At 33.5% G+C, this 15,716-nt stretch carries 12 protein-coding genes; 7 read left to right on the forward strand and 5 right to left on the reverse strand.

The window, feature by feature from the left end:
* Positions 1–26: 26 nt before the first annotated feature.
* Complete coding sequence (locus tag ACNFIH_RS18140) at positions 27–1,163, reverse strand: glycoside hydrolase family 26 protein (protein WP_426484191.1); 1,137 nt, start codon at positions 1,161–1,163, stop codon at positions 27–29.
* 307 nt (positions 1,164–1,470) lie between these two features.
* Between ACNFIH_RS18140 and ACNFIH_RS18145 the strand changes: the two genes are divergently transcribed.
* The 6 genes from ACNFIH_RS18145 to ACNFIH_RS18170 all read left to right on the forward strand — a co-directional run bounded on the left by ACNFIH_RS18145 (position 1,471) and on the right by ACNFIH_RS18170 (position 10,826).
* Positions 1,471–2,349, forward strand: coding sequence for an AraC family transcriptional regulator (locus ACNFIH_RS18145; RefSeq protein WP_035647779.1), 879 nt, complete (start codon positions 1,471–1,473; stop codon positions 2,347–2,349).
* 312 nt (positions 2,350–2,661) lie between these two features.
* Positions 2,662–5,850, forward strand: coding sequence for a SusC/RagA family TonB-linked outer membrane protein (locus tag ACNFIH_RS18150; RefSeq protein ID WP_426484192.1), 3,189 nt, complete (start codon positions 2,662–2,664; stop codon positions 5,848–5,850).
* Positions 5,851–5,863: 13 nt separating this feature from the next.
* Positions 5,864–7,462: a RagB/SusD family nutrient uptake outer membrane protein gene (locus tag ACNFIH_RS18155; protein WP_426484193.1), complete on the forward strand. Its 1,599-nt coding sequence runs from the start codon at positions 5,864–5,866 to the stop codon at positions 7,460–7,462.
* 19 nt (positions 7,463–7,481) lie between these two features.
* Positions 7,482–8,522, forward strand: coding sequence for an IPT/TIG domain-containing protein (locus ACNFIH_RS18160; RefSeq protein ID WP_426484194.1), 1,041 nt, complete (start codon positions 7,482–7,484; stop codon positions 8,520–8,522).
* 95 nt (positions 8,523–8,617) lie between these two features.
* A complete protein-coding gene (locus tag ACNFIH_RS18165) occupies positions 8,618–9,850 on the forward strand; it encodes a glycoside hydrolase family 27 protein (RefSeq protein WP_426484195.1) in 1,233 nt (410 codons plus the stop codon).
* Between the two features lie 10 nt (positions 9,851–9,860).
* On the forward strand, positions 9,861–10,826 hold the full coding sequence (locus tag ACNFIH_RS18170) for a glycoside hydrolase family 5 protein (protein WP_426484196.1): 966 nt from the start codon (positions 9,861–9,863) through the stop codon (positions 10,824–10,826).
* Between the two features lie 18 nt (positions 10,827–10,844).
* Here ACNFIH_RS18170 and ACNFIH_RS18175 read toward each other — a convergent pair whose 3' ends face one another.
* Entirely contained in the window at positions 10,845–11,168 is a 324-nt protein-coding gene (locus ACNFIH_RS18175; protein WP_426484197.1) for a hypothetical protein, read from the reverse strand.
* 254 nt (positions 11,169–11,422) lie between these two features.
* Here ACNFIH_RS18175 and ACNFIH_RS18180 point away from each other — a divergent pair, with 254 nt between their 5' ends.
* On the forward strand, positions 11,423–12,496 hold the full coding sequence (locus ACNFIH_RS18180) for an outer membrane beta-barrel protein (protein ID WP_035647767.1): 1,074 nt from the start codon (positions 11,423–11,425) through the stop codon (positions 12,494–12,496).
* Between the two features lie 379 nt (positions 12,497–12,875).
* Here the strand turns inward: ACNFIH_RS18180 and ACNFIH_RS18185 are convergent, their stop codons facing one another.
* From ACNFIH_RS18185 to rimO, 3 genes are read right to left on the reverse strand one after another with little or no spacing between them, the layout of a single operon-like run.
* Entirely contained in the window at positions 12,876–13,781 is a 906-nt protein-coding gene (locus ACNFIH_RS18185) for an N-acetylmuramoyl-L-alanine amidase (protein ID WP_035648160.1), read from the reverse strand.
* 34 nt (positions 13,782–13,815) lie between these two features.
* Positions 13,816–14,361: a hypothetical protein gene (locus tag ACNFIH_RS18190; protein WP_426484198.1), complete on the reverse strand. Its 546-nt coding sequence runs from the start codon at positions 14,359–14,361 to the stop codon at positions 13,816–13,818.
* A gap of 37 nt (positions 14,362–14,398) precedes the next feature.
* The gene (gene rimO / locus ACNFIH_RS18195) at positions 14,399–15,712 is read right to left on the reverse strand and encodes a 30S ribosomal protein S12 methylthiotransferase RimO (protein WP_426484199.1); all 1,314 of its coding nucleotides are present in this window, start codon (positions 15,710–15,712) and stop codon (positions 14,399–14,401) included.
* Positions 15,713–15,716: the final 4 nt, after the last annotated feature.

Consider the following 15,716-nt stretch of genomic DNA (forward strand, 5'->3'; position numbering starts at 1 on the left):
TAAAGGTTGTAAGTTAGATTTGGTTGTTATTTTAAGGCTTTCTGAATATCTTTTTCAAAAAGTGTTTTGTCTAGGTTATAAAAATCTACAAAATCTTTTTCGCTGACTTGTCCAGGAAATGGCACGTAATAATGCATTTTTTGCTCTTTTTCCTGCCAGCCGTGGTTTCTCCACAATAAAACATATGATATTTTGTAATCGCCAATTGCTTTGTTTAGAGTTTCTGTCCACCATTTTGAATCCGGAATTGCTTCGTAACCAGCTTCGGCAACGGCGATTAATTTGTGTTTTTCGAGTCCAATTTCATTTACAATTTTAAGCTGTTTCTGAACTTCGTCAATGAATTTTTTGCCGTCTTTATCGTCATTATTTTGATAACTGTCAAAGCTTAAAATATCAGCATAATTATCTCCAGGATAATTGGCTAAAAAATCTTCTTTAGTACCAAAACTGCTTGTATTGTAGATATAAATTAAATTGTGAACACCTTTTTTCTGAAGGTATTCTAAAGTGAATTTCCATAAAGTTTTAAATTCTTCGGGTGTACAATTTCCTTTCCCCCACCAAAACCAGCCTCCGGTAAGTTCATGATAAGGTCTGAAAAGAATCGGAATGTTTTTTCCTTTTTTATCTTTTAAAGACAAAAAGAAACCAGCAGCTTTATCAAGCCAAGAAGTAAATTTTTTATGGTTTTCGCCGCCAGGCAAAACTGTTTTTAGAGAGTTTGGAGTATTGTCCCAAGCATTTTTCCCAGTTGCGGGATTGTCAAAATGCCAGCTGATAGTTGAAATACCGCCTCTTTCATTGGCTTCTTTGATGTATTGTTTCATTTTATCAAAAGGAACTCCGTCAATATTTTTGGAATCGTCTTTTTCTAAACCAGCAATATCCCAGCCGTAAACTGCGGGATAATCTCCTGCGGTTTCTTTTACATCGCTTCGGCCGTTTTCATACTTCCATTTTACGCCATAGGCAAGGTCATCTTGATGTCCAAACAGATATCCTTTTTGAGTTAATTGATTTAATTTTTTATACAGCGAAACGGTTTCAGGTGTCGCTTTTTTATCTGAAAGTGACAAATTAGTATTACTGACAATAGCTTTTGAAGAACATGAAGTTCCAATAAATACTGCAATAATTAAGGTAAGTATGTTTTTTTTCATTCTGGTTTAATAGTGTTTCTGGATGTAATATCCACAAATTCAGAGATTGAGAATGTGATTTTTGTGTTTCAATTTTCAATCGACGATTCAGTATTGTTTTTTAGATAAAATTATTAAAACTTTAAAAAGATATTCTATTAAAAACGATTAATGTTTATTATTGATAACCTTTTTAGAAAATCGATAATTCTATTTTTCAAAGATAATTGGATGTTTATCGTGTAATTAATATTATTTTATCAATTATATATCATATTATTGCAATCGAAAAAGATCTAATTACTTCATAAAATACCTTTATATAGATATGAGCAGTACTAAAAATTTTTATAGAGAAATAGCGCCGCTGTCTGCTGGAGACAGTTTTTTGGTTTTTGACCGAGTTAAAGATAGTTTTGATTTTCCGGTTCATTATCATCCGGAATTTGAGATTAATTTTATTCTAAACGGAAAAGGAGTGAAGCGCGTTGTTGGTGATAATATTGAAGAAATCGACAATGTTGAATTGGTTTTGATTGGGCCGAATTTATATCACGGTTGGGAATTGAATAAATGTACAAGCAAAAAAATACATGAAATTACAATTCAATTTCATAATGATTTATTTCATGAATCTTTATTGTCAAGACGAATTATGAATCCGATTCGGGATATGTTTAATCGTTCGATTCATGGAATTTTGTTTTCTAAAAAAGTAGCTGAAGAATTGACGCCAAGGCTTGTAAGGCTTTCTAAATTAGATGGTATGGACTATTTTTTAGAAATCACTTCATTATTATATGATCTTGCCAATTCCAGAAATCAGCGTTTGCTTTCTACTTATACTGTAGATTATGATACGTTTGATGATTATGATAAAATGAAGTTGGTTTATGAATATGTTCAGAAAAATTTTGCCGATAAAATTACTTTAGAAGATGCTGCAAATGTGGCAAGCATGTCTATAATTTCCTTCAACCGATTTATTAAAAAACGCACCGGAAAAACTTTTGTCAATTATATTAATGACATCCGAATTGGATATGCAGCGCGCTGGCTTGTTGAAAAAGATATGAGTGTTTCAGAAGTGGCTTTTAAATCGGGTTTTAATAATATTGCCAATTTCAATCGTAGTTTTAAAGCTACTAAAAACTGCACGCCTAGTCAATATAGAGAGGATTTTTCTGGATTAAAGCGCATTTTATAGTGATACTTTTTTTTCACAAACAAATATTATTTTTAACGAAATCGTTTGCTTTTTGCAGATTCGTTCATTTTTATTTATAAGAAGTGGTGATTTAAGAGGTGCTATTGCGAAAAATGCAATTAATGTCTGGTTTTATTTTCATATGTGTTTTTTTAAACTGATATAGTAAAAATATTATCATTAAATGATATAATACTATCGATTTAATGTTTTGTTCTGTTATAGATTTGTTAAATAATTTAGAAAATAAATCACACCCTTTTTATTACTTAATTATGAATAAAACAAATTTAAACTAACCAAACACTTATTATGAAAAAACTAATGACTAACTTTATTCATTGGAATGCTAACCACAGAGCAGTTCCTTTGATTTTATTCTTGTTGCTGAGTAATTTTATTACTGCTCAGGTTAAAATATCAGGAGTAGTTTCTGATGATAAAGGAATGACAATTCCTGGAGCCAACATTTCTGTTGTTGGTACAAAAACTACAGCTTCGACTGATTTTGACGGTAAATACACGATTGATGCTCCTTCAAACGGGACTTTATTAGTTTCATTTATTGGATTTGATTCTCAAAAAATAGCCATTGGAGGCAGAACAAAGATTAATGTTTCACTGCAATCAAGTTCTGAAGACTTAAAAGAGGTAGTTGTAATTGGTTACGGAACTCAGAAAAAGAAAGACGTAAACGGCGCAATATCTTCAGTAAAATCAACAGATATTGAGAATTTAAAGCAGGTTTCTATTGATCAAATGCTTCAGGGTAAAGCAGCAGGGGTTTCGGTAACAAATAACTCAGGACAACCTGGAGGTGCGGCTTCTGTTAGAGTTCGTGGTACGACTTCGATCACAGGAACTAACGAGCCTTTGTATGTAATTGACGGTGTGCCAATCTCTGGAGATGCTACGGGTAAATCAACTAGTGGTCAGACTTTGGCTGGAAAAGATGGTTTTTCTTCTTCAGGAGGAAGTGGAAATAACGCTATGAGTCCACTTTCTATGATCAATCCAAATGATATTGAATCTATGGATATCTTAAAAGATGCTTCTGCAACAGCAATTTACGGTTCTAGAGGAGCTAATGGTGTAATCATTATTACAACGAAACAAGGTAAAAAAGGAACAGGAAAAGTATCTTATGAAAACTATACTTCGTTTGCTTCTGTAACTAATAAATTAGATGTTTTGACTTTGCCTGAATATGCAACTTTAAAAACTAATTTGGCAAAATTATGGGGTTTTCAAACACGTCAGGAATTTTCACATCCAGAATTATTAGGACCTGGAACGAATTGGCAAGATGAGGTTTACAGAACAGCAATTTCTAACAGCCATCAATTGTCATTTTCTGGTGCAAAAGACGGAACAAGCTACTATTTGTCTGGAAGTTATTTAGATAATGAAGGAACAATCATCAATTCTGGATTAAAAAGATATACAGTTAGATTGAACTTAGATTCTAAAATTAAATCTTGGTTGAGAGTGGGAGGTAATCTTACTGGAGGTATTACAAATGAAAGAATCACAGTAAATCAAAGTTTCTCTGGATTGATTTCTAATACTTTATTGCAGTCGCCAGATATTCCTGTTAGAAATTCAGACGGAACTTTTGCTGGACCACCATCATCTGAACAAAGTGTAACCTATTACAATCCAGTTGCTGAGGCTTTAACCAGAGATAATAAATTGGTTAGAAAGAATTTCTTAGGAAATGTTTATGCTGAGGCTGAAATTGTAAAAGGTTTAAAATACCGTTTAGAAATTGCAGCAAACACTGAATTTTCTGAAAATGATGATTTTAGACCATCTTATAAATGGGGAAGCCAAACGAACTTGCTTGCTGATCTTGATGTAAGAAGACAAAACTGGTATTCTACAAACATCAAAAATTTATTGACTTACGATAAAACTATCGGAAAACATAAATTTACAGTTTTAGCAGGTCAGGAAGCTAATGATTCTCACTGGGAAGGTTTAATTGCTTCTGCACAAGGTTTTAAAACAAATTCAATTCACACTATTAATTTAGCTGATGTTGATAATAATACAGTAACACAATATAAAGGAAGCGCTTCATTATCGTCTCTTTTTGCTCGTATTATTTATGATTTCAATGACAAATACAGTATTACAGCTTCGATCAGACAAGACGTTTCTTCTAAATTTGATCCAACTACAAACAATCAAAAAGGTGTTTTCAACGCGATTTCTGGTTCTTGGAGATTATCTAATGAATCTTTTATGGAAGGAACTCGTAAATATGTTGATAATATTAAAATAAGAGTTGGTTACGGAGAAACTGGAAATCAGCAAATTCCAAACAACAGCTATTCTGCAATGTTAGGAACGCAAAATTCTGGTTTAGGAAGCGGATTCCTTCCGTCAAATTATCCAAATCCAGATTTAGTTTGGGAATCATTAAATCAGACGAATCTTGGTATTGATTTTACAATGTTTGACAGCAAACTTTCTGCAAGTTTTGATGTTTACGACAAAAAATCAGAAGGTTTCTTATTCCAGGTTCCATTGCCTCTTTACTTGACTGGTGGTGGAGGTCAATATGGAGGAGTTTCTGCACCTTACTCTAATTTAGGTACAATGAGTAATAAAGGTTTCGATTTGACTCTTGGTTATGACATGAGATCTACAGGAAATTTCAATTGGAATGCTTCAGCAGTTGTTTCTCATTACAAAAATAATTTGGATGAAATTGCAAACGGAATAGTTTTGACTCAGGAAGTAAATACTAATGGATATCAACCGGTTGTGGTTACGAATACTACTATTGGAAATCCAATTGGTTTGTTCTACGGGTATAAAACAGACGGACTTTTTAAAGATCAGGCAGTTTTGAATAGCGCGCCGATTCAATTTGGTCAACCTGTTGGAACTGGAGCTGGAGAAACAGCACTTGGTGATGTTAAATATGTTGACGTAAATGGTGATGGAAAAATTGATGCTGCTGATAAAACATTCATCGGAAATCCGCATCCAAAATTCACTTACGGTTTTACAAATAATTTCAGATACAAAAACGTAGATCTTTCAATTTTTCTTCAGGGATCTTACGGAAATGATGTTATGAACTTGACGAAAAGAGCAGGTACAACGAATGCTTCGTTATATGATAATCAATTAGTAGATGCTATGGATTATTATTCGTCTACAAATACAGCGAGTAATAACCCAAGGCCAATTGCAGATGCATCAAACAACAACTTGCTTATTTCGGATCGTTATGTCGAGGATGGTTCTTATTTGAGAATTCAAAACGTTACGTTAGGATATTCATTGCCACAGGATGTTCTTTCAAAATATAAAATTTCAAGATTAAGATTGTACGGATCTGCTCAAAATTTATACACGTTTACTAATTATTCAGGTTACGATCCAGAGATTGGCTCATTTAATCAAAATGTGCTTTTATCAGGAATTGACAACGGAAGATATCCGGTAGCAAGAACATTTTTAGTTGGTCTTAACTTAGAATTTTAAAAATTAAAAAAAAATGAAAAAGAAATCTTTTTTAAATAGATATAGTTTGCTTTTTATAGCAGCAGCGTTTCTGACTTTTGCATCATGTTCAGATGATTTTACGGACAGACCTTCTGAAGATGGAATAAGTTTGGATTCTTATTACAGCACAAATGATCAGGTTTCATCGGCTACAAATGGTATGTATAGCAGAACTTGGTTTCAGATGTATAATAAATTTTGGTGGGCGCTTGAAGTAGGTTCAGGAAATATGTACTCAGGTTCTCCAGATGTAAGCGGATTGCGAACATTTGCATTAAACGGAAGTGATCCGGAATTAGTAAACGGTTGGTCATCATTATGGGCAAATGTGCAGCAGTCTAATATGATTATTAACTTTTTGGCTGCGCGAGTAGGTCCAGACGTTGATAAAGCTGTTTTAGACAATGCAATAGGCGAGGCTTATTTTATGAGAGCTACAGCTTATTTTGATTTAGTAAGACTTTGGGGGCCGGTGCCAATTATCGAAAACCCGCTTGATTACACAAGTAATCCTTATGTAAACACCAATACAGTTGCAGATATTTATAAATTAATCACAATGGATTATTTAAAAGCAATTGATTTATTGGCTGCTAAAACAAGAGGAACAAATTATGCAAGTAATGGACACGTTTCTAAAGGTTCGGCAAGAGCATTATTGGCAAAAGTGTATTTGTACCAAAAAGATTATGCAAATGCAAAAGCAATGGCAGAAGCTGTTATCAGCAGTGGTGAATTTAAACTTTTAGGAGGTGATCAATTGCCAGGAAAAAGTTTTGCAGATTTGTTTACTTATCCAAACAACAATAATGAAGAATCTATTTTTGCGATTCAATGGAAAGGTGACGGAGCTTATGGTTCTGCAAATAACTGTAACACGCAATTTGGATTCCAAGATGGTACATTGTCAACTTCAAATGCATCTTACGCAGGAGTTTTTGGACCAAGTCAAGAGGTGATTCTTTCTTTATATGGAGCTGGTGATTTAAGAAAACATGAAACTGTAATGGTTGCAGGAGATAGTTATCCAACTATTAAAACAACACAAGGAATTGGTTTTACTGTTCCAACTGGTAAAGATTTGGCTCAGGCTTCAGGAGGTGCAATTAAAAAATATTGTATTGGTGTTGTAAACGGAAGTGCTACTGGTCAAGCCGATGCATGGGCAATGATGGATAATAATACTTATGTTATGCGTTATGCAGAGTTGTTGTTGATTCATGCTGAAGCGGTTTTAGGAGCGAATGCAAGTACAACTGATGCGAGTGCCTTAAATTCAATCAATCAGGTTAGAAGAAGAGCTGGCTTAGCTAATTTAACTTCAATTACTTTTGATGATATCTTTTTAGAAAGAAGAAAAGAATTGTGTTTTGAAGGAGATTATTGGTTTGATTTAGGACGTATTGATAAAAATAAAGCAATCGCAATTATGTCGGCTCAAAACAGAGGTGATAGATATGCTGAACGTCATTACACGCCTGTGTACAGTCAAGATCATGCAACAAATGATTTCTATATGGATTATCCGGATAATGAGGTAGCTAAAAATCCTAAGTTGTTACAAGCACCAGTTCCGTATACTTTTAAATAATTACTAAAATTTGACCATTATGAAAAATATAAAAATAAAATACCTTTTGCCGTTTTTTACGATGGCATTTATGGTGCTAGGATTGTTGTCTTCATGCGATAATGATGAAGCTGCAGGCGGTTCTGGAGGAACACCTGTAATCACAAGTGTTGCAAAATCTGTTGAAGGAGATTTGGTGCCGGTTAAGGTTGGAGATCCTAAAAATTATTATATCATTCAGGGATCAGGCCTTGCTAATGTAACAAAAATCTATTTTAATGATTTTGATACTTATTTCAACCCGACATTAGTTACGGATTCTGCAATTTTTGTTTTAATTGACGAAAAAACACCATATGCAAATTCAAGTAATAAATTAAAATTGGTTACAAAAACGGGAACCGTTTTGTATGACTTTGTGATTGCGCCGCCAACACCAAAATTAGAGAGCTATAATTCTATTAATGCTGCTGAAGGTGAAATTGTAACAGTTTATGGTGATTATTTCTTGAATCCAACGGTAAAAGTAGGAACAGCAGATGTGCCTGTAATTTCTTCAACATTGACTGAAATTAAATTTAAAATGCCAGCTAATGCAACAGATAAGTATGTTACTGTGACAAATATTTCTGGTTCTACTGTTTCTGAAGAAGCGATTGGTTCGGCATTATATGATGATGCTTTGCAAGGTGACGCAGGACATTGGATGTGGAGCGGTGGCGATACTTTTGACACAGATTTTAAAGACGATAAAGTTCAAGGTAAATCTTCAATTAAATTTGTATTTGGAGGATGGAATGGCGCTGATATGAAATTTAATTCTAGAAATATTTCAAAATATAAAGCATTTAGAGTAAAAGTGAAATCGACATCGACAAATACTGGTGCAAGTGTCATATTTGTTTTTGGCGGATGGGCTTATCAAATTAAAAAAACAATAACTCCAAATTGGACTACAATTGAAATTCCATTTTCAGATATTGGAAATCCAACGACTTTCGATCAGCTGACACTTCAGGAATCGGGTAATTTTGGAGGAAATACAATCCTTATGGATGACATGGGATTCGTATTAAAATAAAAGCAGTTATTTGTTTTGAGTTTTGTTTAAGTATTCCCTAATCTACTCAATTAGGGAATACTTTTTTTAATTATAATTAATTTGAAATTTTAATAATGAAAAAGATAATTTCAGCATTCGTTCTTTTTATTTCCTGTCTGAGTTTCGGGCAAGGAAATACGCATAATCAGCCAGGAGGAAAATTCGAAGGCTTAGCCATGACACCGCCAATGGGATGGAATTCCTGGAATACTTTTGGAACCGATATTAATGAAAAATTAGTAAAAGAAACCGCCGATATTATGGTTTCGTCAGGTTTGGCGTCGGCTGGTTATGATTATATTGTTTTAGATGACGGCTGGATGACAAGAGAACGTGATGCAAATGGCGATCTTGTTCCTGATCCGGTTAAATTTCCAAACGGAATGAAAGCGCTGATTGACTATGTGCACAGCAAAGGCTTGAAATTTGGTTTGTACAATTGTGCAGGAACGCAAACTTGTGCAGGCTATCCGGGAACGCGTGGTTACGAATATCAAGATGCGCGTTTTTATGCTAAATTAGGAATTGATTTTTTAAAGTACGATTGGTGCAATACAAAAGGAATTACAGCGCCTGAAGCTTATACAACGATGAGTAATGCCTTAAAAGTTGCTGGAAGATCAATTGTTTTTAGTCTTTGTGAATGGGGGGATAATCAGCCTTGGGAATGGGGAAAACCAATTGGGAATCTTTGGAGAATTTCAGGAGATATTTATCCTTGCTTTGACTGCGAATTCAAACACCCGGAAAATTGGTCGTCTTGGGGATTTATGAAAATCGCCGAAATGCGAAAAGACATCCGTAAATATTCTGGCCCCGATCATTGGAATGATTTTGATATGATGGAAGTTGGAAATGAAATGAATGATACCGAAGATAAATCGCATTTTGCCATGTGGTGTATGCTTTCTTCGCCGTTATTTACAGGAAATGATTACCGAAAAATGTCGAAAGAAACATTAGCAATTTTAACTAACAAAGATTTGATTGCGGTAAATCAGGATAAATTAGGAATTCAGGGATTTAAATATGCAGCAGAAGATGGTTTGGAAGTTTGGGTTAAGCCTTTGTCAGATGGAAATTGGGTAATTACTTTTTTAAATAGAAGTGATGTAGCTAAAAAAGTCAATTTCGATTTTAAAAAGAATATCATCAAAGATGCTGATTTTGGTTATGAAGCCGATTTTAATAAAGTAAATTATAAAATAAAGGATCTTTGGAAAAACAAAGAAATCGGAACTACTAAAAAGAATTTTGTTTCTGACCTTGCGTCACATGATGTTATTACGCTTAGATTAACGCCTTAAATCTTAAATTATGAAATCAAAAAGTCATTTTTATGCTATTGCTTTGTTGTTTTTTTCTTTTGCTTTACAGGCTCAGTTTGTCAAAAAGCATGGACAGTTGAGTGTTAACGGAACTCAATTAGTAGATAAAAATAACAATCCCATTGTTTTACGTGGATTGAGTTTTGGCTGGCATAGCATGTGGCCGAGATTTTATAATGAAAAAGCAGTAAGCTGGCTAAAGAAGGATTTTAATTGCAATGTTGTCAGAGCCGCCAATGGAATCGAGTTAGGGGAGATGTCTTATATGAAAGAGCCTCAACAATCAAAAGAAAAGATTGAAGCGGTTGTAAATGGCGCTATCAAATCAGATATTTATGTGATAATTGATTGGCACAGTCATAATATTAATTTGAAAGAAGCATCGGCTTTTTTTGCCGAGATGTCAAAAAAGTATGCCAAATATCCTAATATAATATATGAGGTGTTTAATGAACCCGATTATGAAAGTTGGTGGGAAGTTAAAACGTATGCCGAAGAGATTATTCGTGTAATTAGAGAAAATGATCCTAATAATATTATTTTGGTTGGATGCCCACATTGGGATCAGGATATTAGCCTTCCTGCCGAAGATCCTATTATAGGATACAATAATATAATGTATACAATGCATTTTTATGCAGCAACTCATGGCAAAGAATTAAGAGATAGAACTGATGCAGCCATAAAAAGCGGATTACCAGTTTTTATTTCTGAATCTGCCGGAATGGAAGCGTCTGGTGACGGACCTTTAAATATAAAAGCCTGGCAGGAATATATTGATTGGATGGAATCCCGAAAATTGAGTTGGATTACTTGGTCGGTTTCTGATAAAGATGAAACTTGTTCTATTCTTAAGAAATCGGCTAAGTCGGAAGGAAAGTGGAAGGATGAAGATTTAAAAGAATCTGGTATTAAGGTTAGAGAGTTTTTAAGAAAATATAATACGCAGGAATAGAAAGATTCTTGTTGTTTTTTATGAAGCCTGTTCAGTTTTGAACAGGCTTTTTTTGTTGTCAAAATGAGAAATTGAATCTTTTGTTGAAGATTGTTCTTTGCTATTTTGTAGGTTTATTTTTGTAGGAATTTTGTTTTTATGAAATTGCTTTTTTGGGTTAGTTGATTTTGTTTTGTGTTTTGGTTTAATTTTTAATATTTTACTTATACCCCCTAATTTTTTAGGGTAATGTTTTGTTTTTGTTGTTTTTTGTGTTGATTTTGCTTGATTTTTTATTTGTTTTTTGTTTAAAACCCTTTTAAAAATTGAAAAATAACTGAAATAGCGTTGTTGAATTTTCAAAAATGAATCCGTATAAATATCAAATAACGATTATTGCTTCTTTAATTTTTGTAATCCGTAATTCTGCTTGTAAAACATCAAAAAAGTACTTTTCGATTGTTCTACTCATACAAAAGTTAATAAATTCGCTAATGAAAATGAAGGGGTTTTTTGAGGATGATGAGGGATATTTAGAATTGACATATACTATTAATTACAGCTATATAAAAGATTAACTAACCAGAATCAATTAATAACCAAAAACCAATTAAAACATGAAAAAAGTATTACACATTTTAGCCGCGATGTTAACGAGTTCTTTTGCTTTTGCTCAAGATGATACTGAGACTTCAACTCCACCAGCAACAACATGGGGCGGATCAGCAGATGCGTACTATAAATACGATTTTTCTAAACAAATGAACGGATTAACGAGCTTTACCAACTCTCAGGATTCATTTGAATTAGGAATGGCCTCTATCGAAGCTGGACACACTTTCGGAAAAGCTTCTGTATTTGTAGACTTAGGATTCGGAAAAAGAGCGGGCGAATTTTCATATAATGAAACAACAGATAAAGATATAAATGCAAAATTTTTAATTAAACAATTGTTCTTTACTTATAATGTTACTGATAAATTTAAATTTGTAGCGGGTAGCTTTGGTACTCATATTGGATATGAGGTATTAGACGCTGTCGATAATAAAAACTACAGTATGTCATATGCATTTTCTTACGGACCGTTCTTTAATACGGGGGTAAAAGCGCAATATACTTCAGGAAAGTTTACAGCTATGTTTGGTATCACTAATCCAACAGATTTTAAATCAGCTATGGATGCTGGTTCAACACAAAAAACATATATAGGACAAGTTGGATATATTGGTGAAACAGGAAGTGCTTATTTGAACTTTACTTCAGGAAGCAGTAATCCTGCATCTGACGAAAATAAAACACAAATCGATTTTGTGGCATCAAAAACAATAAGCGATAGTTTTGGTCTTGGATTCAATGCGACTTATGCTAAAACTAAAAATGATTTTGACAGCGATTTAGATGGAGAATGGTTCTCATTAGTAGGATATGCAAATTACTCATTCTCTCCATCATTATTATTAGCTTACAGAATGGAATATTTCGATGCTAAAGATGCTGCGCCAAGTTTAGGAACTTTAACAGGTTCAAGTGTTTTTGCAAACACAGTTTCTTTAAATTACAAAGTTGGAAAACTGACTATAATTCCTGAGTTAAGATACGATGCTGCATCTGAAGACATCTTTTTAGATAGTGATGCATTGCCAACAGGTGGATCTTTCTATGGTCTTATAGCTACAACATACTCTTTCTAGAGATAAAGATTGATATTTTTTTTTTTTTTTTTGGAGCTGTCGAAACATATTAATGTTTTGGCAGCTTTTTTATTTGGGATGTAGTGTGAATTGCAAAATGTGAATCATTAAATTTAAATGTGAGCAGTGAAAAGTAAGCTGTTAAATATAAATGCGGGAAGTATACTAACTAGATGATTTCTGTATAAGAGCCTTTAGTCGACACAATGATATTGGAAATACTGTGTCTAGTTTTAATTTCACAAATGGTAATATTAAAAGAAGAATTATTGCTCAGTCAACCTATAGCATTTTTAGTCGTAATCCGCTTATTAGGTTATAAAAAAACGCATTTCTAAGTATTTAAGAAATGCGCTTTTGTATTTTTTTTTGAAACTTATTACTGAACTTGTTTTTTATAAATAGAGTAAATAGTGTCTATTGTTTTTCGGTCTAAAGTAGGCGTTACATCAGTTTGAATATAATGTAGTTTGAATGCCATAATTGCTGCCGAAAGATTTTTTGTGTTGTATCCAATTATTCGCAATGCAGGCTCAATTTTAAAATCAAAAGGAGCTTCTTCTAGAATTTCATCTGGCCAAATTCCAAAGCCTTTTTCTGCTAATGTTTTCCAAGGAAATAAAGCACTCGGATCTTGTTTTCTTCCTGGGGCAATATCAGAATGACCTAAAATGTTTTGCGTCGGAATATTATAATCTTTTTTCAATTTTGTCAAAAGAGCAACAAGACTGCTGATTTGGCTTTCTGTAAAAGGCTTGAAGCCGTTGTTGTCTAATTCAATTCCAATCGAGCTTGAGTTGATATCGGTGTTTTTCCCCCAAGTAGATGCGCCTGCATGCCAGGCTCTTAAATAGTCATTCAGCATTTGCACTACTTTTCCATTTTCAGAAATAATATAATGTGCACTAACCTGTGTTTTTGTTTTTGTAAACGTATTTATGGTCTGTTTAAGAGAATCCTGAGCTGTATGATGGATGATGATAAAACTTGGTTTTCTTAAATTGAAATTTACCGTTCCAATCCATTCTGTGGTAATTCCGTTTACTAAATGAGTAGATCCTGTTTTTGACAAAGTGTCCTTTACAATACCTAATTGTGCTGCGTAAGTAGTGTCAATTACAACTGGACTAACTGCTGGAATTGGTTGTGGATCTTTGCTTGTAATTTGGTTTTCCAAATTTTTAAGCTGCTGATCGTATACTTTTTCAGTATTTTTATATGGATTTGTAGAGCAAGAAGTTATGATAATTGCTAAAATCAAATAACAAAAATGTTTTTTTACCATGATCGTTCACATTTGAAGTTGAAGTTAAAAAAAATTATTCTTCAGCTTTTATTGTTTTTTCTTCTGTTGCCTCTTCTTTATGCTCTTTAGAATCTTTTTTCTTTTTGGATTTTGTTTTTTGGGTCCCTTTGTAATTAGCCATAAAATCCTTGTACTTTTCTACTTGGTCAGGATTCAAAAAAGCATTTATTTTTTTATTAGTGCTTTCTCTCAATGCACTAATTTGCTCTACTTTTTGATCCTGGCTGCTGCTTTCATTTTTCAAAAGAACTCCTTGTTCTTTCATGCTGTCGGCTAAAACATTAGTAATTGCAATTGCTTGAAGATCGTCAAGTTTTAGCTCAGGTTTCATTTGTTCTACAATTTTTGCAGCAGTTTCTTCAGCAGGAATTTCTTTTGGTTTGCTTGGAGAACTTTGAGGGCCAGCCATCATACTTCTGTCCATTCCCATTCCGCCTCCACGTCCATATCCTCCGCCGTAACCATTATTATAACTATTATAGCCGCCATATTGAGCTGATGCTACATTAAAACAGCATAAAGTGAAAATGAAAAGAAAAAATAAGTTGGTTGGTTTCATAATAAGTTATCTAAATTGATAATAGTTTAGCGTAAATTTAAGCAGGTTCTCCGTATAAATCAAATTCTGTTGCTTCAATTATCTTGATATTAACAAATTCACCTGTTTTTACGTAATATTTAGAGGCGTCAATCAAAACTTCGTTATCAACATCAGGGCTGTCGAACTCTGTTCTTCCCACGAAATGAGCACCTTCTTTTCTGTCAATAATACATCTGAAAATTTGTCCTACTTTCTCTTGGTTCAAATCCCATGAAATTTGCGACTGAAGTTCCATGATTTCATTTGCTCTTGCTTGCTTAACATCATCTGGAACATCATCTTCCAATAGATAAGCATGCGTGTTTTCTTCATGTGAATAAGCAAAACATCCCATTCTGTCAAACTTCATTTCCTGAACAAAGTCTTTCAAAATTTCAAAATCTTCTTGAGTTTCACCTGGATATCCAACAATTAAAGTAGTTCTGATTGCCATTCCCGGAACTGCCGCACGGAAATCTTTTAATAACTGTGTTGTTTTAGCTTGTGTTGTCCCACGACGCATTGATTTCAAAATGGAATCTGAAATGTGTTGCAACGGAATATCAATATAATTACAAATTTTAGGTTCGCGTTTCATTAATTCTAAAACATCCATCGGAAAACCAGTTGGATAAGCATAATGAAGACGAATCCATTCAATTCCTTCTACTTTTGCTAATTCTTCCAAAAGTTCTGCAAGATTTCGTTTTTTATAAAGATCAAGTCCGTAATAAGTTAAGTCTTGAGCAATTAATATTAATTCTTTAACGCCATTTTTAGCTAAACCTTGAGCTTCTTTAACTAGTTTTTCAATTGGTTGAGAAACGTGTGAGCCTCTCATTAAAGGAATCGCGCAAAAACTGCAAGGTCTGTCGCAACCTTCGGCTATTTTTAAATAAGCGTAATTCTTTGGAGTTGTAGTCAAACGTTCTCCAAGTAATTCGTGTTTATAATCAGCACCTAATGCTTTTAATAATTGTGGCAATTCAGTTGTACCAAAATATTGATCCACATTCGGAATTTCTTTTTCTAAATCTGGTCTGTAACGTTCAGACAAGCATCCAGTTACAAAAACTTTGTCTACTAAGCCTTTGTCTTTTTTGTCTGCATATTCCAAAATCATATTTACTGATTCCGCTTTAGCGTTATCAATAAAACCACAAGTGTTTATTACAATAATGTTTCCTTCTTTTTCTGCAGGAGCCTCATGTTCAACTTCTTTTCCATTAGCACGCAGCTGTCCCATAAGGACTTCACTGTCATAAACATTTTTTGAACACCCAAGAGTGATTACGTTAATTTTGTTCTTTTTTAAAGACTTGGTTCTCATACTT

It is taken from the genome of Flavobacterium sp. 2 (genome assembly GCF_049949195.1).
Classification (GTDB): Bacteria; Bacteroidota; Bacteroidia; order Flavobacteriales; family Flavobacteriaceae; genus Flavobacterium.